This window comes from Phycisphaerales bacterium, from assembly GCA_016716475.1.
GTDB lineage: Bacteria > Planctomycetota > Phycisphaerae > UBA1845 > Fen-1342 > JADJWG01.
Genome location: JADJWG010000001.1, coordinates 330,254 through 350,772 on the forward strand (window position 1 = coordinate 330,254; position 20,519 = coordinate 350,772).

Below are 20,519 nucleotides of genomic sequence, written 5' to 3' on the forward strand. Positions count from 1 at the left end.
AACTAAACACATGAGTGGCCGGTGGGCCCCTCCATCGGAGCCGAGGCGTGCATCGGACTCCCACGGCAGTACGAGGTGACCTATGCGAAATTGGCTTCTGATCGGGCTTCTGGCCGCGGGTGCAACGCTCCTCACGGGCTGTGCAACGATGACCCGGACCGGTGCGGAGAACTGGGCCGACGCCACACAGCGGATGGAAATCGACCTGCGGGCGCTCGGTGATGACGTGAACCTCGTCATCATGAACAAGAAGTCCACCCGCCTGACACGCTATTACATTCCCTAAGCACGGCCGCGTTGCGGTATAACCGATCGGAGGGGGTCGTCCGCAGCCGCGCGGGAGCTTCCTGCACGTCAGATTCCGCCCTCATTCCTTCGTGGGCTGACCGTCCCCCGGGTCCACTCCGAGTTGCCCGAAGTCGATCAGTGGCTTCGCCCCCTGTCGCATCTCGAGCGTGAGTTGACCGCGACTCCCAGATGCATCGGGTACGTCGTCGATGTAAACGACCCGCTGAAGAAGCGAACCCGCAGCAATCAGACGCCGCAGCGTTTCCACCGGATCGACAAAGGGCAGACGCACGCGCCGCGCCAGCACGCGCCGTTCGCGCTCAACCAGTAGATCGACCCACCGCGCATCGGGGCGTAGCGCCAGGCCCCGTCGCACTTCCCGCACCGGATCGTCCGTTGCGAAACGCACCCGATTGATCCCAACAATCGCATCACCGGTCCGTAGAACGCCATCCGACGGTCCCCCGGGATGGACCGAATGTATGCGCAGGCGGCGCTGCTCAACATCGACGATGACCTGCACGCCGAGCGAAACCTGGCCCCCCCCGGGTTGGTAGTTCCGCCACCAGTTTTCGTGCAATACCGCTGGCGCCACTCGGTTCAGCCATTCGATCCACATCTGACCGAGATCCGCCACCGGTCCCAGTTGCGCAGTGATGACGGTTTCCTCTCGGCCTGCGGCGCCGCCACGTACCAATTCCAGCACAGGCGCAAGCGTTGCGCCGTGCCCCTGGCGCGCTCGTACGATCTGCCGCAACCAGTCCACATGTGAGGCGACAATCAGCGCCCCCTCGTGCATCGCCCAGCATAAGTGCAACTCTCCCAGCGCCGTCGCATCCGGGGTGGGTCCCAACACAAAGCTCAGATTGAGCAGTTCGACCCGCACGTCATCAAATACCAGGGTTTCCACATCGGGGACGGAAGGAGAATTCGGCAGTGTCAGTGCCAGCAACCGGTAAACCGCCAGTGAGTGGTGAAAGAGATCGCTCCAGGCCCGTTCCGCCGTCGCAGCGTCACGCGTACCCAGAATCGCCGCGACCGCCGGCACCGGCGGCGCCGCGAGCGTACGTCCCCCCGGCGCCACCACGCCCACAGCGAGGCAAACCGAGGCGTCCAGGGCCTCCGTGAGTCGCTCGACCGTGCCAGGACGTTGATGAACTTCGTACGCCACGCGCAGCACGCTGCCCTCGGGCAATTCCAGCGCCCGCGCTGCGAGCGCCGCCAAGTCCAGTCGTCCAGCCCACGACAACAGGGTACGCTCAGGCAGCTTCGCCGTGATTGTGCGCAGCCCATGGTCAGCCGGCCGCACCCCCACTACCCCATCGCCGACCGCACTGATGCGCAGCAACGCCCCATCGCGCTCCAGGGCCAGCAGGAAATGCCGCGACCCACGCAGTATGCGTGGCACATCCGGCCACGCCGGCGTACCCGTGGCCGGCACCGGCGCGGTGGCGGCGGACTCTGCCACCCCAGGTGCCGTGGCGGGCTGCGTGACAGCCGCAGCGTCAGCCCCGCTCGGCTCCGCCGGGTCAGAACCCACGGTGACCAGCGGACTACCCAGCGCACCCGTGCGCGCAAACAGCATGCCATCCGATCGCCGCGGCGCCCGCGCACTCAACCGGCGAAAGACCTCGTCATCCGCCAGCGCCACCCCCTCGGCCCCATCCAGCCGTGCTACGACGCGTTCGAACAAACCCCGCGCTGCCAGATCCCCAAACACCAGGAGTTCATCGTGAACCGCTACGCCGACGTTGTTGGGCAACCGGTATACCGCCGTCCGTCCCGCCATCGGTAACGGTTGGGCATTCCAGCGCGCCACCAGGTCGCGGGGTGCCTCGCTCGGCCGGCATAGGATCACGGCATCATGCGTATCACGCAGCGACGCCGCCGCAAAGGCCGCCTCCCGCGCGAACAGCACCTGCACGGCCTGCGCTGGCATCATGCCCAGTGTCTGACGAACCCGCTCCTGCCATTGCACGGTGTCGGGCAGCTTCGCCGGCTGCCCCGCCAAGGCGGCAACACTCAGCCATAGTTCCGGCTCCACCAGCGGGGCGATCAGGTCCGCCGCGTTTCGCAATTCGATATACAACCCGACATCCGCCGGCACCCGGTCGGCCAGACCGCCCTGCCCCCATGTCGGCACTGCGCCCACCCCAAGCCCCACTGCACACACCGCCCCCAGAAGCACGGCCACTCCGTGGTTGCACTCCCGCCGGAATGTGCCGGTCACGGCCCCACGGCTACGTAGCATGTTGTCAATCAGCAAGGAACCACCGTCCGCAACCCGACGCGCTGCGCCTGCCGCAGCGCGTCTTGCTGCGCCGCCAACCATGCCCACAAAACTTGAATCAAAGCGAGATGAGTTGATCGCCACCCGTCGGCGGTGCCGGCTCAGGGGCTTGCTGCGGCTGCAGCGGCCCCCATAGCAACTGCCACGGGTCCGCTGTCGAGAAGCGCGTGGTCTCACGGGCAACATCTTCCGGGAGTGCAATGTTCAGGTACCGCGCCAGATTGGCAAGGTCCATCGTGACCTTCTGACCCGCGGCGTGCATGTCGTACACGTACTCTTCCACACCACGCACGATCAGCTCATGGATCGCCTGATACTCCGGATCCACGGCCTGCTCGAGGGATACGACATCCGTGATCCGTGTCGACGCCCCCGCCCCGCTCTGCGCCGGTGACCCACCCGGACGATTCCACAGCACCGCAAATCCCAGCACCGCCGCCGCCTGCACGATCGCCGCAGAAACCACCGTCGTCCGCAACGGCAGCCGCAGGAAACGGCGCGGCCGCTGTACGTGGGCCATCACGCGATCCGTGAAGTCTCCCGACAGCACCGGGACTTCACTGTCAGTCGCCAGAACGCTGCCCAGCGACTCCAACAGCGCCAACTGCTGCTGACAGCGTGTACACCGCAGCCGGTGCGCGTCGAACTCCAACCGCAACGAACCAGCCAACTGGCCGTCCAGGTAGGCGTCGAATAGCTGTTCACAGTCCACGCAGTTCATATCTTCCACTCACGCATGCCGCTCGTCCTGGAGAAACCGGATCACACCCGCGTGGCCAAGCAATTCCTCATTCAGCAGCTCCCGCAGCCGGGCCCGGGCACGATGCAGGTGGCTCTTCACGGTCACGGCCGGGATGTCCAGTGCCAAGCCGATGTCTTCACAGCTATGGCCCTCGCGGTAGAAAAGCACCACCGCGGCGCGTTGCTGGGGCTTCAATTCGCCCACGGCCGCCCAGATGACCTGGCGCATCCGCCGGGCCTCTTCCGTGTTCGCCACGGTGCTGGCCACATCCTCTGCCCGCCCGTCCACACGGGCAAAGTCGATTTCGGTGCCGACCGTCTTGCGCTTCCGCAGGTGATTCAGGCACAGGCGATACGCGATCGTGAAAAGCCACGTACTGAAGGCGTACTTCGCGTCATAGCTCCGAAGTGCTTCGTAGGCCTTCACGAACGCCGCCTGGCAGATGTCCTCGGCCTCGTGGTGGTTGCGGATGATCCGCCAGACAAACGAGAAAAGGCGGTCCTTGTACGCCTCCACCAATTGCCGGAAGGCGTCCGCGTTTCCACGCTTGGCGCGCTGCACCAGCCGCGTTTCGTCGGTCCTGGCCATCGGGCTCGCCAACTCATGCGCTTCGAATTCCAAACGCCACCACCTTGTACCAACAGCACCCCGGACAGTTGCAGCAAGGACCGCCGCTCTCTAAATTTACCTTCCCTATGGCTGACCGTCCACCACCACCTCGGATCCTCAATCGCAAGGTCCGATATAATTTCGACCTGCTTGAAACCATCGAGGCCGGGATCGCACTGCTCGGCACCGAAGTGAAGAGCGTCCGCGCCGGCCGGGCTTCACTCGAAGAGGCCTACGCCCACTTCCGCGGGATTGAACTTTATCTCATCGGCTGCAATATACAGCCGTACACCCATGCCGGGCCTTCTTTTCAACACGACCCGACCCGGCCCCGCAAGCTCCTGCTCCACCGCCGCGAATTACGCAAATGGGCTGCCAAGGTTACGCAGAAGAGTCTGACCATCGTCCCGGTCGAAATGTACTTCAACGAGCGCGGCACGCTCAAGATCGAGCTCGCCCTTGCCCGCGGCAAGACTCATGGCGACAAGCGCGATACGATCCGCCAGCGGGACGAGCGCCGCGACATCGACCGCGAACTCCGCCGCCGCCGCTGATCGCGTCGGTTTTCTTGACCTCGACGGTGCCCGCTGCTTCACGTCCCGCGGTGCGCCCGCTGCCGCTCTCCGCCTTGCAGCCCAGGGGTGAAATAGCTACTATTCGTCGTTCGCTGTGCCGCCGCGCCTTACGGTGGCACCGCCGGCGGCCCGAGTCAGCCACCGGCCGATTCGGAGCTGTTACGGGCGTGTGTCCGAGTGGCCAAAGGAGACGGGCTGTAAACCCGTTGGCGTATGCCTACGCTGGTTCGAATCCAGCCGCGCCCACTATCACAAATCCTCCCCCCTGCAGCACTTACTGCCACATTCTGAAATGTGCGATGCCGTGCAGTTAAGTGACCTCATTGTGGCCGTGGCCATCCCTGCGCATTCATGCCGCCGTACTGGTTGCGCTAGTGGTGAATGGTCTGAAGGACGGCGGCGTCAACGAGCACGTCTACTATCGCTGCGCCAACAACGCCCCGCCGCCGGGCCATCCGCGGCTCCGCTGGCGTGAGACCGACGTCGAAGAGGCCATCCTGGCCGATCTCGCGACGCTGCGCATCGGCCCCGGCGGCGTTCGCGACCTGATCTGCAAGACGCTCACCCTGATCCTCGCGGACCTCGCGTCGCACCAGGCGCAGCAGACCGCGCAGCTCACGAAGCGGCTGAGCGAAGTCCAGAACATGCAGGACCGGCTGCTCAATGCGTACCTCGCCGGCACGATCGACGAGGCCACGTTGCGGGCCAAATCCGACGACCTGAAGGGTGACATGGCCCGGGTGACCGAGGCCCTGGAGGGGGTCACGCGGCTGGACAAGGGGGCCATCAACCGGGCCATGGCCCTCTTCGATTTCGCCCAGCGCGCGATCGATCTCTGGCGCGGTTCAAACTACGCCACGCGGCGCGAGATCCTCGACGCGGTGAGTTTGAACCGCACTCTGAGCGACGTAACTCTTTGTATACAAAAGAGAAAGCCCTTCGACCTGCTGGCCGGAGGGCTCGTTTTGAGCAAAAGTCGGGGCGACAGGATTCGAACCTGCGACCTTCTGCACCCCATGCAGACGCGCTAACCAGACTGCGCCACGCCCCGGCGTATCCAGCAAGGTACCACCATAGGCCGCACGTCCCTGGCGGTCAAGATGATTCCCGTTCCGGCCCAGCGTGGTCCCCCGGCTCGGGATCGCGACTCAACAGTACACCAGGCGCGCCCGCCCGCACCACCGGTTGCTCTTTTCGCTCCAGCAGCATCCGCAGCGCCAGCACGCTGACGCCTCCCACCAGCAGCATGTCCGCTACGTTGAAAACCCATGGCCATAATTCGCGGCCCCCGAACCAGCGCGTGGGGATCTTGATGAAGTCACGCACGTAGCCCACCGGCCGCGGAAGTTCGTCCTGCCGCTCCAGCGACACATGCCGTACGAGTGACTCGGCCGTGGCGGGATACTCCGTCAGCACGAGCACCCCATTCTCCGGCTCCGCGCGGACCTCGAAATACAGTGGCATGGGACCGTTGGCCGTCAGTACGACCTGGGGCACAAGACGTACGAAGACGCGGTCATAGAAGTTGCCGAGCGCCCCCGCAACGATCGCGCCGAGTGCAATATGCACGAGCCATTGCCGCGGGCCGCTCTGCCAGAACATCCAGAGCACGAGCAGCAGCGCCAGCCCGGACGCGACCAGGAAGAGTTCCGTCTGACCTTGGCCGATCCCGAAGAGCGCGCCGGGATTAAAAGTCGTATGCCACTCCAGCAGGTGTGGGATCACAACCTCGTCACCGCCCTGCCGCAGCGTGTGAAACGCCCACTCCTTCGAAATCAGATCGGTTGCCAAGCCGACCACCGCGACCAGCCACAGGACCACATGCGCCCCCGGGTGTCGAATCGCACTACCTTCCAAGGTGGACGCACCGGCTGTGGATTGGGCGGCTCTCGCAGAACCTGCGGCGCCACCCTCCGGTGCCTGCGGCGGGATCGTCGAAGTGGGATCAGCCAAGAAACTAGAACCTGCGGATCTGGCCCTTTTCCTGGGCCAAGGTGTATTCGTAGCAGTATTTCGCCCACGGCTTGGCCTTCAGCCGCGCTCGGCCGATCGGCTTTCCGGTCGCGAGACACACGCCGTATGTTCCCTTGTCGAGGCGCTCGATGGCCTCTTCGATCTCGCGGAGGATCGCGCGTTCCCCTTCGATCAGCCCCAGGGTGAACTCGAGCTCGTAGTTGTCCGAGCCGATGTCGGCCATGTGAATCGGCATCGCGGAAACGTCCCCGGCAGCATCCGCGCGATCCTTGTTGACGGCTTCGCGATGCAGCGTAGTGACGTTCCCCAGAATTTCCGCGCGCTTCTCGAGCAGCATTTGGCGGAACTGCTCGCGCTCGCGACTCGTCAGGGGCGATTCAACCGGCGCGGCGAGTACGATTTCTTCATCGCCATCGGCCTCCTCATCGAGGTGGGGCACCGGCGGCGGAAGGATCTTCTTCGGAGGAATTGCTTCCCGCGATGCGCGGAGTTTGTTCGGAGCCGGCTTCGGTTTGGCCACGCGCTTGGCGGCGGCTTTGGGGGCAACTGCCTTGGCGGCCTTGCTTTGGGTTCCCGGGGAAGCGTGGGGCTTGGCCGTGAGCTTGGGCTTCACGGCCTTTTTCGCCGCCTTAGCGCGGGCCGGGCTACTTTTCGTTTTGGCAGGAGCTGCTTTTGCAGGAGTCTTGGCTTTGACGGCCTTGGGGCGGGCAGGGCTGCTGCGTTTCGCAGGAGTGGCACCCGGCGCTCCCGAGCGCTTCGCGCTCTTGCCGCCCTTCGCGCCTGCCGCTGGACCCACTTTCTTCGTGGTCTTCTTGGCCACCGCCACGCTCCCGACAGCCCGCACGGGCTAGTCCTCGCCACACCTAATCCCTTGTGGCGCTGGAACTTGAAACAGCTATCCGAGCCCATCAATTATAGCGATTCCCCCGTGCCTGTCAAACCGCTAAGTCCCGTGCGAGACCCGAATCCAGCGTTCCAGCGTGGCCTGCGCTGCGCCCGCATCGATCGCCGCCCGTGCCTGAGCTGCGCCATCATCCCAGCCCTCGGCGAGTCCCGCCACCCACAACGCCGCAGCCGTGTTGAAGACTACCATTTCTCGCGCCGGCCCCGGCATCCCCGCCAACACAGCCCGGATCCGCGCTGCACTCTCGTCGGCCGATGCAACGTACAGTTCCTCGGTCGCAATCGGTGGTGCCGCGATGACGCTACCGTCCACGGTTTCAACCCGTACCTGGTGCCCATCCCAGCGTCCTACGAGACTCGGACCGGACAAGCTCAGGTCACAGAGTCCGTCGAGCCCATGCACGACCATGGCCCGCTCCGCACCCAGGTTTCGCAGTGCGCCGATCATCGTTTCCACGAGTTCCGGACGATTCACACCCAGCAGTTGTCGCCGCACTCCGGCCGGGTTCGTCAGGGGGCCCACGAGATTGAAGATCGTCCGCACGCCAAGGGCACGTCGCACCGGGGCGGCCGCCTTCATCGCCGGATGTAATTTCAACGCATACAGGAACGCCACCCCGGCCTCGGCGAGGCAGCGCTCCAGGACGGGGACCTCCGCCTCCACCTGCACACCCAGCGCGGCCAAGCCCTCCGCCGATCCGCTCGGTCGCGCGTTGCTGCGATTGCCATGCTTTGCGACGACGGCTCCGGCGGCGGCGGCCACGATCGCGACCGTGGAGGAGACGTTGAAGACCGGCTGGCCGTCGCCACCCGTACCGCATGTGTCGATCGCCGGCACACCGGCTGGCACGCGGACCGGAGTCACGCGCGCGCGCATCGCTTCGGCGGCGCCCACGATCTCGGCGACGGCCTCTCCCTTGGTGGCGAGTGCCGCCAGGATGGCCGCCATGCCGGGCTCGTCCAGCGCACCGTTCATGAGGGCTTCGAACAACTCGCGCGCCTGGGTCAAGGTCAGGTCGCGGCGCGCAATCAGATGGCTCAGCACTTCCGACAGGGTCATGCGCAGTTCCTCAATCGCAGTGCACCAGCGCAGCGCCCGGGCCGGGGCGGGTTGGTGTAAGATGAGCCGGGCCGAAACCCGCCGCGTCGTACTGCGTGCGAACTGCGGATTCAATCGCGGGAAGCGCCGCTTCTTCCGCAATCACGACAATGCAGCCACCGAAGCCGCCCCCGGTCAGGCGTGCGCCATAGACCCCCGGCACGGCCCGCGCAATCGCTACGAGCCGGTCGAGTTCATCACACGAAACTTCGTAGTCATCCCGCAGGGATTCGTGCGACGCGACCATCAGCCGGCCGAGGGTGATGAGGTCCCCGGCCTGCAACGCGCGGGCCGCGGCCTGGGTCCGGACATCCTCGGTGGTGACGTGGCGCGCCCGCCGGAAGACCTCCGGCGGCAGTGCTTCCACATGCGCGGGCACCAAGCCCACAGATACGTCGCGCAGAGCACGAATCTTGGGATCAAGGCGCTGGAAATAGCTGACCGCCGCGCGACACTGCGTCTGTCGGAGCGCGTATTCTCCGGCCGCAAGTGAGTGGCGAACACCAGAATTGATCACCAGGACAACGGCACTTCCCAGTCGCAGTGGAATGTGCTCCCATGTGCGGCTGCGGCAGTCCAGCAGGAAGGCGTGGTCGGCTTGTGCAAGAACACTGACGTATTGGTCCATGATCCCGCACGGTACACCCGCGAACTCGTGCTCCACAGCCCGGGCCAGATCCGCCAGGTCCGTCCCCTCCGGGATGGCCTCAGCGAGCGCACCCAGTGCCAGTGCGGTGGCCACCTCCAGCGCGGCGGAACTCGACAGACCGCCCCCGACCGGCACATCGCTCGCAATCAGTACATCCACCCCCGGCACCACGGCGCCCCGCCGTTGCAGATGCACGGCGACTCCAGCGATGTACGCTGTCCAGGTCGGGAGGGTTTCGCGTTGCCAGGCATCCCGCGGCCACTCCGCACAGGCGCCGGCCATATTCATGGCGACCACACGGAGCCGGTCGTCCCTACGCGGGGCTACCGCCACCCAAGTGTTCTGCTCGAGGGCCATGGGGAGCACGAAGCCCTCGTTGTAGTCGGTGTGCTCTCCGATCAGGTTCACGCGCCCCGGGGCGCGGGCCAGCACGCTGGGGGGCCGGGCGAAATGATGCTCGAAGGCCTCATGAACCGACGACCCCTGAAGTGGCGATTGTGGCATGTCCGCTCTGTCGTTTGGCGCGCTCCCGGAGAATCGGAAGCAGCTTGGAAATCTCTTGGGCGTAGCCGCTGTTAGGGAACTCGCGCACCAACTGCTGCCCGGTGTCGATCGCGCGGGGCAACTGGCGGTACGAAACCGCCATTGTAAACTGGGTCTTCAGTCGCTCCAAGCGGGCCTTGAACACCCCGCGGGCCGATTCCTTCAGGGCTTCGGCCTCCTGCGCCACCAGGTACTGGTCGAGCTGGTAGAGCAGAGCGTGAGCACGGTCAATGTCATGGTGGCGGACGGCTTCGTCATATTCACGGAGTAATTGCTGCTTCACCTCGCTGCGCCACTCCTCCAGCTCCTGCGGTAGATCGGCAATGGCGCTACTGTCCGGGAACAGCCGCGCCATGCGCTCAAATTCTGCCTGTGCCTGGCTCCATTTCCGCTCTCCACACAACGTGCGAAAGCGATGCACAGCCGCTGCCACCCGTTCTTCGGTCGTAGACCGGCGGGCCTCCTCCAGCCGTTCGTCGAGATAGGCCGCCTCATCGCGGTAGCCGAGCTCCTCGCCCAGATCGCGAATCAGATGCTCGGCAAGTTCCCAATCCTGGCGCACAAGCGCACTCTGGATCGTATCGCGGACGAACTCATAATCCTTTTCGCGGTAGACCAGCCGTTTGGCCCAGTCCGAGAGCGAACTGTTGTCGGCAATCAGCCGCACATGGGTCTCCTGCCGCCGCAGCAGGTCAGTGGACTCCAACAGCGTGTCATAGGCGCGGTAGCAGTAGCTCACAAACTTGAGGATCAGCAGCAACTGGCAATACAGCAGCACCCCCAACAGCAGACATGCGAGACCGCTGCCCGCCAGCGCCAGGCCCAGTCCCCGGTTACCATGGCCGATCCATTCCACGACCCCAAGGATGCAGGCCCCCGCGGCACCAAGCAGCGTCACCACGAGCACCGTAGTCGCCACCCGCCGCAGTTTCACGGTTCCCACAGACATGTCAAGCATGGGACACCTCGCAGGAGCGCGCCGGATGCACTACGAAACTAGGAGGCGCCAGCGCGGGGCTCGCCTGGTTGGCTACTGGGCCACGGCCCCATCCGGCCACATTCCATCCATCGGGCTGCGCGCACGCATAGTCCAGCGAAGGCAACGCCCGCAACTCGGATTTGTCGACCGGCCGGAAATGTCAGGCCGTACGAACGAACACTTCAGATGTGCTGCCCATCACAGTGCCATGGGGCATCCGGGATGTGGCCAGATTCGCGCACTCTTCTTGCACTGGGGCACGTTGGCTATAACGTCGAACCACCATCGTTATTGCCCGGGTTGGTCGGAGGAAGGTCCTCGATCCCGCCGCCATTGCCCCCGCCGTTCGAGCCACCGTTGTTCCCATTGCCACCCGTGCCGCCGTTGTCCGTGCCATTGGTGTTATCCGTATTGGCCGGCGGCAACATGATCGGACGCAGCGCGTCCTTGAGCACCTCGATGAAGGCATTGGATTGCAAGCCGACCGCCAACGAGGTGAAGAGCGTCTGTAGCATCGCATTCGACCAGCGAATGCGGAAAGGTGTTTCAGTCTGCTGCTGGGTGGTCTGCGCGCGGTCAGCAACCTTGGTCTCCACCGTGCCGGTGGTGTTGATCGTCTTCAGCGTGCTTTGCGAACTGCCCTGGGATTGCTGCAGGCGCAGCAGTTCCTGAAACGCCGCCAGTTCGGCTGGTGTCATGCCGCTGGTGTCGAGTCCGGTCGTCGGGTCGATTGTGCTACCGCTTTGCGCGGTGCCTGTCTGCGTGCTGCCGGTGCCGGTGAGAGAGCCGAGCAGACTGCCGAGACCGCCCGTACCGGTCAGGGACTGCAACCCGCCGCCACTGAGAAAGTTTGACGCGAGACTCAGGAGATCGAGCCCTGAACCGGAGGTGGTAGTGCCCGTCCCACTCCCTGTCCCGAAGCGCTGCTGGGATTCCTGACTGGCCTCGCCGTTGCGCGCGCTGCCCAGTCGGTCCGCGTGCAACTCGCTGTGGCGATTCAGGGCATTTCGTACCCACGTGCCTGGTGCCCGCGCGGAGATGCGGCCACCACCAACGTTTTCGGACGGCGTACCTGTCGCGGGGTCGGCCTTGTCAGTAGTCGAATTGGTTGTCGTACTGTTGGTAGTCGTTGACGTCTGCGACCACGCCACGGGCACGACCATCAGACCGCTGAACAACAAGCTCGTCAGAAGTGCTGCGCGCATCGCCTGCCTCCGAATCGCTGACTGGGCGCGAGAATTCCCTCGCGACACTCCTGCGTTATTATACCGCCATCGGCAAATCGGGGTGGCACGGAGACTCAATGATCTACGCCCACCGGCAGCCCAACCACCCCAAGCACAATTGCGGGGTTATTACGCCGCATTGGCACCGATGGCTCGTCTGTGGATTGCTGACATTCCTCACCACTGCGGCCTGTGACCGGAAAGAGCCCTCTTTCTCTCAGCAAAGGGGCTCCAAGATTGTATTTATAGGACCTTATTCGGGCCATGCACAAGCAGCGGGCATCCACGCCGGCGCCCGGGCGGCCTTGGAGCGGGCCCCCCTGCTCCACGCCGAATTTCTAAGCCCTGCCGGACCGGCGGCTGATGACTTTGCTGTGGCGGTCGACGCCGCCATCCGCCGCCAACCGGCGGTGATCTGCCTGTACGTCGAGAACGCAACCAGCGCAGACGATGCCCTGCGGCGACTGCAGGAAGGCGGCGCCCTCACCGTAACCTTTGGGCCGGAAGCACCTGACCCCCGAGCCACGCGGCATGTGCAGATTGAAGTCGCTCTGGCCGCCGAACAACTCGGTGCCGCGCTGGCGGAGATCGCCGGTGAGCGCCGCAGTTACGTGCTCGTACACAGTGAAGGTGTCAGCCCCGTCGCCACGCAGGCCCACCGTAGGTTTCGATCGGCCGAGCGGTCGGCCACACTCACACTGTTGCGCGAGTTTCACGCGGGCGACAGTATCGAGGCCCAGATGCAGGTGATCGCGGAGGCCCTCGACCTGTTCCGGCATTGCGGTGTTCTTGTGACACTCGATCCGGCCCCGTGGTTGCACGCCCCGCCCGGATGGCTGCGCGAGCTTCGTGAGATCAACACGGGCTTCCGCTTTGCTACGCTCTCGGCCGCTCCCGTGTTGTGGGCCCAGTTGGGCACACCCGAGCAGCCGGGCATGGCTGCCGCACTGGTCGGACCGCTGGATACGGAAGTGGGCGCTGTGGTCGCCGAACTTGCAGTTGCCTTGACTCTCCGGCCCGAGGCCGCCGGTACCAATCGCACGATTCCCACGCATCTCGTGACGGCAGGCAATCTGCCCGAGTTCGCCGCGCGCTACGCCGCCGCCGGCTTGGGGTTCGATCCTCAGCCGCACCTGCCCGGCGCGTATGTCCCGGGGGTGCAGGCCCCCCCTTCTTCGGATACCGCCCCGGCTCCGGATGAATACAACACTTCAGGCGGATAGCGCTTGGAGCACCTCATCGAGGATGTGAATCCCGAGATCGAGCTCGGCGGTCTCGACATCGAGCACCGGACGGAAACGCAGCGTGCGCTCACCGCATGGCAGAATCAGCATCTTGCGATCGAAGCACGCGTCGATGACCCGCTTCCGATACTCGCCGTCAGGCAGGTCAAACGCGCACATGAGTCCACGGCCACGCACCCCTGCCACCGCGGCATGTTGAGCAGCGAGCTCGTGCAGCCGTTCCAGCAGATAGCTGCCACTCTCGGCCGCATGGTTGACAAGATCCTCCTCCTGCACGATCCGGAGCAGTTGCGTCGCGCGGACCATGTCCACGAGACTGCCGCCCCATGTCGAGCTGATGCGCGAGCCGAGCTGGAAGACGTTGTCGGGCACCTCGTCCACCCGGGGCCCGGCCATCAGCCCGCAAATCTGCATCTTCTTCCCGAAGCACAGCACATCCGGTTGCAGGCCGAAGTGCTCACAAGCCCACATGCGCCCCGTGATGCCGAACCCTGTCTGCACCTCATCGAAGATCAGCAGCATTTCGTGCTGGTCACAAAGGGTTCGCAGCGTGCGGAGGAATTCCGGGCGGAAATGATTGTCTCCGCCTTCGCCCTGGATCGGCTCGATGATGACGGCCGCAATGTCATGCGGATACTTTGCCAGCGCGGCGTGGATCGCGGCCAGGGACTCGGCTTCCCGGCGCACCACATCCGCCGTGCGTTCCGGCTCGGCGAGGGCGAAATTGATCTTCGGATTGAGCACGCGGGGCCAATCGAACTTGGGGAAGTACATCGTCTTGCGCGGATCATGCGAATCGGTCAGCGAAAGCGTGTACCCGCTGCGGCCGTGGAAACACTGTCGGAAGTGGATGATTCTGTGGCCGAGTTCCCCCCGACCGGCGGCCAGATTGCGGCGGACCTTCCAGTCGAAGGCGACTTTCAATGCGTTCTCGACCGCCAGCGCGCCCCCGTCGATCACGAAGAAGTGCTCCATGCCGGGCAGCCCGCCGACCTCCTCCAGCGCGCGTACAAACTCGGCATACGCGACACTATAAATGTCGCAATTGGCGGGCTTGGTGATGGCCGCCGGCAGCAGGCGGGCGTGAAAATCGGGGTCGTGGAGCCGCGGGTGGTTGTAGCCGATCGGGTAGGAGGCGAAATAGGAGTAGAAATCAAGGTAATCGACGCCCGTGACTGCGTCCCGGATGCGGCTGCCGCGGCTCCCTTCGAGATCCAGCACGATCGGGAAGCCATCCACGCGGAGGTGACGCCGCAGCACATCAAGGGCTTCGTGGGGCAATACGGCGGAGTGGACGGGCGTTAGGGCCATGAAGCGTTCTCCTGTCGCTGGTGCCGGCCGATCGTTCCGCCGGACCCTGCATTGTGCCGAAATCCGTCCGGCAGCGGAACCCCCGCCTGTCCCGATTGTCGGTTCTTGCGCAACACGACTTCGGCAGCCAATAATAGGAGAGGGCCGAGCCACGCGGCGACCACGCGGGCAGGTCCGGTAAGGAGTTCCGTTGATGACCCGACCGAATTCGCGGCTGCCGCTGACCTGGTGGGCGGCGGCGGCCCTGCTCGTGGCCGCGATCTTCACCGGCGATCGGATCGTTTCGCGGCTGGCGTACGCCGTCGAGCGCGGGCGCATCCAGGCCAGCAGTGAAGACCTCGCCAAGCTGCACGCGGAGTTGCCGGAGGTGCACGCCGTATCGCGGGCGTTCAAGCTGGTGTCCAATGTCGCCCGACCGGCCGTGGTGCATATCGCCGTCAGCGGCAGTCGGGCCACCGCCATGAACAGCAGCCAGCGCGACGCGCGCTTCCGCTACTACGCCGAACTGCTGGACACGCAGCAACGCGCCAACGGCGCCGAGCTTGCACCGCGTGAGCAGATCTACGCGTGGCTGAAGGAAGGCACCGATCGCGAAAGTAACGAGGCCCTGGACCAGTTGCTCATCGATGCCCTGACACCGCGCCAGCTTCAGGAGCTCAACGACCTGTGGGAGCAGGACGATGTCGAGCAGCTTCCGCCCACATTTCGTCGCTGGTTCCGCTCACCGGCGTCCGGCAGCGGTGTCGTCATTGATGCAGCCGGTTACATTCTCACCAACCACCACGTCATCGACGGCCGCTCCGAAATCCGCGTGCTGTTGTGGGATGATCGTGAATACCCCGCGGAACTGGTCGGCTCGGACGAAAAGACCGATCTCGCCGTCATCCGTATCGCGGCGGAAGATCTGCACGCGCTCAGTTTCGGCAATTCCGACGAGCTCGAAGTGGGCGACTGGGTGCTGGCCGTCGGCTCGCCGTTCGGCCTGCAGCAAACCGTCACCCACGGCATTGTCAGCGCCGTCGGCCGTACGCGCCGCAGCATGATCGACATCGAATACCAGGAGTTCATCCAGACCGACGCCGCCATCAACCCCGGAAACTCCGGCGGGCCCCTGCTCAACCTGCGCGGCGAGGTCGTCGGCATCAATACCGCGATCGCCACACGCGGTGACGGTGTCAACGCCGGCATCGCGTTCACGATCCCGTCGAACCGCGCGCGCCGCATCGCCGAGCAACTCAAGAACTCCGGCCAAGTCCGCCGTGGCTATCTCGGGATCGTGCCGGTGCCCGTGGCCCGTGCCGACGCGGACGTCTTCGGCCTGACACAGGTACGCGGCGTGATCGTCGATCGCGTGATGCGCGACGCTCCGGCCGGCGCGGCGGGCCTCCAGCCCGACGATGTGATCCTCGCCATTGATAACATCCCCGTGACGGGACTCGAGCGCTTCCGCACACTCGTCGCCGACCTGACGCCGGGGGAGCGCGCGCGCTTCCGCTTGTTGCGCGAGGGACAGGAACTCGAGCTGACGGTCGAGATGGGGCTGCAACCCGCCGACCTCACCGCCGGGCGTTTCAACGCGCGCGAGAGCGGCCGTCGCGTGGATGAACTCGGCGTTTGGGCCCGCACGTTCCGGCCGAGTTTGCGTGAGTTGTACGGTATCGGCCACTCGGACAAAGCCCGCGGTGTTGTGGTCTGGGGACTCGACGCGAACGGCGCCCGCTCGAGTGCAATCGAGCAGTTCGACCTCATCACGGAGTGCAATGGCCAGCCGGTCCGCACCGTGGGCGAGTTGCAGGAAATCCTCGCGGCGGTGCCCCGCAACAAGGAGATTGAACTGGTGATCGAGGAGGGCGTCGGCGATCGGAAGATTGTCGTAATCCGCGGCGATCGACGCTAGCACGGCGACGGGCAGGCACCCTGTGCCGGTCGCGCACCGCGCGATCAACCGATCAGAGGCGCGGACCTAGAACGGGTAACCGCTGCCGCTACCAAGGATGGGCTGGTTGGCGGCATGGCGTGACTCGTTCGCGCTGGTCACTCGGATCGCCGGTTGATCCTTGAACGGGCACACGTTTTCGCAGATGCCACAGCCCGTGCAATGCGCCGGGTCCACGTGCGGGCGCAGCAGCTCGGTGGGCACGCCGTCGCGACCGGTTACAGTCACGGGTGCGAAGTAAATGGCCTTGTCCGGCACCGGGCAGTGCTCCTCGCATACCATGCAGTTTCTGCCGTATGCATACGGCAGGCATCGCCCGACATCGAACGCTGCCAACCCAAGGCGTACGGCCTTCTTCTCGGCCAAAGGTAATGGTCTGATCGCGGCTGTCGGACAGACCTGACCACAGGCATTGCACTCGTAGTCGCAGTAACCGATCCGGGGAACCAGGCGCGGCGTGAACAGCCCGTCCAACCCGGCCTCGAACAGCGTGGGGTGCAAGCCACCTGTCGGACAGACCTTCATGCACAGCCCGCAAGCCGTGCAGCGCGCCAGGAAGTCCGCCTCATCCGCCGCCCCTGGCGGTCGCAGCAAGAGTGGGTGAAAGGTTGCCCCGCGCGCTTGCGGCGACGCGCGCAACACCATCGCCGCGACCACGCCACCCGCAGCGGCCTCCAACATACCACGCCGGGACAAGTTGACCCGCTCCGGCGCCAGGCCGTGCCGCCATGGCAACTCCCAGCGAAACTTCAACCCCCCGGCCGCACAGGCGGAAGTGCAATTCAGACAGCCCAAGCACTCCTGCGGTTTCCAGCCGGTGCCCGGGCCGGTGCTGGCGGCGCCGTGGCACGTCAGGCCGCACAAGTCGCACTGGTTGCACGCACCCGTATCGAGTTTGCGCACGAGCCACGGGCGCCAAGCGAGCAACCCGAGCAGCGCTCCGAGCGGACAAATATAGCGACACCAGAAGCGGCGCTGCACGAAGTTGAGACCGGTGATGAAAAGGAAGAACCCCAGCACGAAGCCGGAATTCGGGAAGGACTGCTGCTGTTTCACAAACAGCAAGTCACGCACGGTGCGGTACACCGGCTCAGTGACGGACGTCACGCGCCACGTGCCGACACCGGGATCCGCCTGGTAGATCGCGGTGGCGGTACTCTCCACACCTCCCTGCGCCGCGGGCCACAAGGCGACAGTCAGCGTGCGATACAGGATCACAAGCGGGTCGAGCAGCACGAGCCACTGCACGCCGAACAGCGCCAGCACGAGCAGGGCCGCCAGCACGTAGTACTTGGCGAGCTGCCCGCGGTGCCAGTGCTCGCGCTGCCGCGCCGGGCGCCACCGTTCGAACAAGCGGCCGACCAGGGTGTGGACCGTGCCCAGTGGACAGAACCAGCCACAGAAAACCCGCCCCAGCAGCACGGTCACCACCACGGTGACCACGCTCAGCAGAAACGCCCATTGCACCGCATGGGCGGCCAGCCCAGTCACCACCGGGATCAACGGGTCCAGGTGAAAAAAGGACTCCAACCACACGGGGAGCCGTTGCCCCGGTTGCGGCCGCGCCGCCAACACGACCGCGAGGAACAACGCCAACACGAGGAGTTGCACCGTGCGGCGCAGGCGAACCGTGGGTGTGCGGACACGGAAGCGGCTCACGCGACCTGCAATTCCTTCAGCTGCAGTGCACGGTAGTCCATGCGACCGAGTTCGTATTCGGCCCCCATGGCCACCGTGCCGATCTTCGCCGGATCGTGCCCGAGTAACTCACTTCCGAAGGCGTCGAGCGCCACAATGTCCACGCTCGCTGCTACGGTGTTGAAGGTCTTCACATCCTCCAGGCGACCGCCAGTCGGGCCACGGGCGGTGAGCACGCGCACGGCATCCAGGATGGAGAGCCGCGGCTTCATGAAGCGCGTGATATCCGCGATCGTCGTAGGCAGGTCCTGGTGGAAGAAACCGCGGTTCTCCACGACCCCCATGTAGTTCTTCATCGCGAGCGTAACCTGCGTCGAACCGTGGTGCTTGCACACCGGCACGTTCACCACGAGGTCACATTCCACGATCTCAGGGTAGACCGGGTGCTCCTTCAAGCGGCGCCCACCGATGGTCATGTCCCGGAATCGGCTCTTGTCGAGGTAGACGATCTGGGCACCGGCCGCCCGCGCGGCCGGCGCGATTCCGCTGTTTTCGTAGCATGCCCGCGCCTCGTTGCAGGTGAAGTCACCCACCTTCACTGTCTTCGCACCCGCTTCGAAGCACAGGCGCACGATCTCGCCCACGACCTGCGGATCGGTATTGGCGGCGAACTCCGGTTTGCGGTTCCAGCCGATGTTCGGCTTGACCCAGACGACGGCCTGTTTTTGTACGAAGCGCCCCATGCCACCCAGCGCTCCCAGCGCCTCGCGAACCAGCTTCACGGGTAGGTCCGTCGGAACTTCCGTTCCGCCCCACCGCGCGATCGTCATATCAGGCGGCAACGTGGTCGCGGGCGCCGTGGCGGCCTGCGGAGCCGCAGCTTGACCGAGCGCGAAACGCGGCAGGAGTGCGGCCGCGCCGAGTGCGGCGGAACGTGCCAGAAACTCGCGACGGGTAGGTGCGGACATGCAAGTGCCTCCAAAAAGGAGATATGTGTATCCAGTGGGGGTATTTTGCCCTCACGGGCCTCGAGATGCAAGGAAAAAACGCTCACTCAGGCAGCAGGGTCTCAGTGGCCGGCTTGCCATCGACGGTGCGCGCCACCGGTGTCCGGAACTGCGTCAGCAGGACGGCGCCCATGAGGGTCAGGACCGCAGCGGCGTAATATGGTGCCGTGGCGTGGTGGAGGGCGGCGGCAGCCCCCGCAAGCCCGGCTCCCAGAGTGCGTCCGAGCGAGGTTGCCGCCTGGTGCAGACCCAGCACTGCCCCCTGGCGCTGCGGATCGACACACTGCGAGATCAGCGAAGTGATGGTTGGCGTCCCAAGCGCAATCCCGACGCCCAGTAGCAGCAGGCATAGCCACAAAAGCACTACCTGCGGTTGTGCGGCAATCCCCAGCATGCTCACCACGACCATCAACAATCCGGCCAGCGCCACGCGGCGCTCTCCGAAGGCCGGCAGCAGCAGGCGCAGGCCGCCGCCCTGCACGAGACTGGCGATCAACCCGAGGATCGCGAATGCGTAGCCCGACTGCTGCGGCGAGAAAGAGTAGACCTTCCGACTGAACTCAGGGAACGTGGTCGTGACCTGCGCCAATGCAAGCGTAATGAACAACGTCGCCGCCAGCAGCGGCAGGACTCCCGGCAGAGCCCACAGCGACCGTGAGGGTACCAATCCGGAGACGCGCACCGTTTGGTGGACGGGCTTCCACGATAACGCGGTCACAGCGGTCAGTACTGCGACCGACTGGATCCCGGCCCCGATCCAACCCACCGCCGCAAAGGACAGATACTCGCTGACAAGCCCCCCATAGAGCGGCCCCAGCACCATCGACAAACCGAACGCCGCCCCGATCATACCCATTCCTATGCCGCGCTTTTCGGGCGCCGCATGGTCCGCGACCACAGCCGAGGCCAGCACGGCCTGGGCCCCGAAAATGCCGGCCACGGCACGCGAGGCGGCAAGCCAGTACACATTCGGTGCGAGCGCCCAGAGGATGGAAGCGCTCACGCTGCCCAGACTGGCGATTGCCATCAGGGGCCCACGGCCGATCCGGTCCGAAAGGCGGCCGAAGATCGGATTCGAGATGATCTTGGGTCCGCCCTGCAGCATGAGGAGCACGCCGACCCAGGGGAGGATGTGTGTTTCACGAACGCCCAGCTCTGCGCAGTAGAAATTCAGGATCGGAAACACCGACCAGAGCACAAGACCTTCGCAGAACACGATGATGGCAGCGGCGGCCAGCGGCGGCATGCAGGCATGGTAGCCGCTCGTCAGGGGCAACGCAGCGGGGCGGTCAAAAAGGTGGGAACCCGGGCATGGTGGCCGGTGCAGCACTTTTCACGCGTGAAGGAATGAGTCGCCACCGCTCCCCGGTACGCGCGGAATTGTTTTTTGGGGGAGTATTGCGCTTCGTTACGAGTTTCCGCGCATGTAATGAAGGTGGCGGGAAGATCTCGCACTCGATCTATGGCCTCCGTCAGGTCGTCTGATGAATCACGGCACCTTGAACT

The 20,519-nt window shown here is 65.0% G+C and carries 18 protein-coding genes and 2 tRNA genes; 5 read left to right on the forward strand and 15 right to left on the reverse strand.

The features are described from left to right. Window positions 1–82: 82 nt before the first annotated feature. Window positions 83–286 (forward strand): hypothetical protein, encoded by a 204-nt coding sequence (locus IPM18_01455; protein MBK9118257.1) that lies wholly within the window; start codon window positions 83–85, stop codon window positions 284–286. A gap of 81 nt (window positions 287–367) precedes the next feature. On the opposite strand, the gene IPM18_01460 is transcribed toward IPM18_01455, so the two are convergent. From IPM18_01460 to IPM18_01470, 3 genes are all read right to left on the reverse strand, one after another. Continuing rightward, window positions 368–2,539, reverse strand: a complete 2,172-nt coding sequence (locus IPM18_01460) for a hypothetical protein (GenBank protein ID MBK9118258.1) — start codon at window positions 2,537–2,539, stop codon at window positions 368–370. A gap of 97 nt (window positions 2,540–2,636) precedes the next feature. Continuing rightward, window positions 2,637–3,299 (reverse strand): hypothetical protein, encoded by a 663-nt coding sequence (locus IPM18_01465; GenBank protein MBK9118259.1) that lies wholly within the window; start codon window positions 3,297–3,299, stop codon window positions 2,637–2,639. Between the two features lie 9 nt (window positions 3,300–3,308). Continuing rightward, window positions 3,309–3,941, reverse strand: a complete 633-nt coding sequence (locus tag IPM18_01470) for a sigma-70 family RNA polymerase sigma factor (GenBank protein ID MBK9118260.1) — start codon at window positions 3,939–3,941, stop codon at window positions 3,309–3,311. Between the two features lie 74 nt (window positions 3,942–4,015). Between IPM18_01470 and smpB the strand changes: the two genes are divergently transcribed. Both smpB and IPM18_01480 read left to right on the forward strand, forming a co-directional pair. Continuing rightward, entirely contained in the window at window positions 4,016–4,483 is a 468-nt protein-coding gene (smpB, locus tag IPM18_01475) for an SsrA-binding protein SmpB (protein ID MBK9118261.1), read from the forward strand. A gap of 184 nt (window positions 4,484–4,667) precedes the next feature. After that, window positions 4,668–4,750, forward strand: a tRNA-Tyr gene (locus IPM18_01480). A gap of 125 nt (window positions 4,751–4,875) precedes the next feature. Here IPM18_01480 and IPM18_01485 read toward each other — a convergent pair. The 8 genes from IPM18_01485 to IPM18_01520 form a co-directional block, all read right to left on the reverse strand. Continuing rightward, a complete protein-coding gene (locus IPM18_01485; GenBank protein MBK9118262.1) occupies window positions 4,876–5,097 on the reverse strand; it encodes a hypothetical protein in 222 nt (73 codons plus the stop codon). 383 nt (window positions 5,098–5,480) lie between these two features. Further along, window positions 5,481–5,555: transfer RNA gene (locus IPM18_01490), tRNA-Pro, on the reverse strand. Between the two features lie 44 nt (window positions 5,556–5,599). Beyond that, window positions 5,600–6,361, reverse strand: coding sequence for a signal peptidase II (locus IPM18_01495; GenBank protein MBK9118263.1), 762 nt, complete (start codon window positions 6,359–6,361; stop codon window positions 5,600–5,602). A gap of 100 nt (window positions 6,362–6,461) precedes the next feature. After that, window positions 6,462–7,298, reverse strand: a complete 837-nt coding sequence (locus IPM18_01500) for a TraR/DksA C4-type zinc finger protein (GenBank protein MBK9118264.1) — start codon at window positions 7,296–7,298, stop codon at window positions 6,462–6,464. 123 nt (window positions 7,299–7,421) lie between these two features. Then, window positions 7,422–8,441 carry an anthranilate phosphoribosyltransferase gene (gene trpD / locus IPM18_01505; protein MBK9118265.1) on the reverse strand — a complete coding sequence of 340 codons (1,020 nt, stop codon included), beginning with the start codon at window positions 8,439–8,441 and terminating at the stop codon, window positions 7,422–7,424. Between the two features lie 10 nt (window positions 8,442–8,451). Continuing rightward, window positions 8,452–9,633 carry a galactokinase gene (gene galK / locus IPM18_01510; protein MBK9118266.1) on the reverse strand — a complete coding sequence of 394 codons (1,182 nt, stop codon included), beginning with the start codon at window positions 9,631–9,633 and terminating at the stop codon, window positions 8,452–8,454. Beyond that, a complete protein-coding gene (locus tag IPM18_01515; GenBank protein MBK9118267.1) occupies window positions 9,596–10,621 on the reverse strand; it encodes a hypothetical protein in 1,026 nt (341 codons plus the stop codon). Before IPM18_01515 ends, galK begins: the two co-directional genes overlap by 38 nt. A 296-nt stretch (window positions 10,622–10,917) precedes the next feature. Beyond that, a complete protein-coding gene (locus IPM18_01520) occupies window positions 10,918–11,856 on the reverse strand; it encodes a hypothetical protein (GenBank protein ID MBK9118268.1) in 939 nt (312 codons plus the stop codon). A gap of 395 nt (window positions 11,857–12,251) precedes the next feature. Between IPM18_01520 and IPM18_01525 the strand changes: the two genes are divergently transcribed. Next, window positions 12,252–13,100, forward strand: coding sequence for a hypothetical protein (locus IPM18_01525; GenBank protein ID MBK9118269.1), 849 nt, complete (start codon window positions 12,252–12,254; stop codon window positions 13,098–13,100). Here the strand turns inward: IPM18_01525 and IPM18_01530 are convergent. Then, window positions 13,089–14,432 carry an L-lysine 6-transaminase gene (locus IPM18_01530; GenBank protein MBK9118270.1) on the reverse strand — a complete coding sequence of 448 codons (1,344 nt, stop codon included), beginning with the start codon at window positions 14,430–14,432 and terminating at the stop codon, window positions 13,089–13,091. The two genes, IPM18_01525 and IPM18_01530, sit on opposite strands and share 12 nt — an antisense overlap. A 193-nt stretch (window positions 14,433–14,625) precedes the next feature. Here IPM18_01530 and IPM18_01535 point away from each other — a divergent pair, with 193 nt between their 5' ends. After that, a complete protein-coding gene (locus tag IPM18_01535; GenBank protein ID MBK9118271.1) occupies window positions 14,626–16,329 on the forward strand; it encodes a trypsin-like peptidase domain-containing protein in 1,704 nt (567 codons plus the stop codon). A gap of 66 nt (window positions 16,330–16,395) precedes the next feature. Here IPM18_01535 and IPM18_01540 read toward each other — a convergent pair whose 3' ends face one another. The 3 genes from IPM18_01540 to IPM18_01550 all read right to left on the reverse strand — a co-directional run bounded on the left by IPM18_01540 (window position 16,396) and on the right by IPM18_01550 (window position 20,259). Next, a complete protein-coding gene (locus tag IPM18_01540; GenBank protein ID MBK9118272.1) occupies window positions 16,396–18,027 on the reverse strand; it encodes a 4Fe-4S binding protein in 1,632 nt (543 codons plus the stop codon). Next, the gene (locus IPM18_01545; GenBank protein MBK9118273.1) at window positions 18,024–18,974 is read right to left on the reverse strand and encodes a DUF362 domain-containing protein; all 951 of its coding nucleotides are present in this window, start codon (window positions 18,972–18,974) and stop codon (window positions 18,024–18,026) included. Before IPM18_01545 ends, IPM18_01540 begins: the two co-directional genes overlap by 4 nt. An 82-nt stretch (window positions 18,975–19,056) precedes the next feature. Next, entirely contained in the window at window positions 19,057–20,259 is a 1,203-nt protein-coding gene (locus IPM18_01550; GenBank protein ID MBK9118274.1) for an MFS transporter, read from the reverse strand. Window positions 20,260–20,519 lie beyond the last annotated feature (260 nt).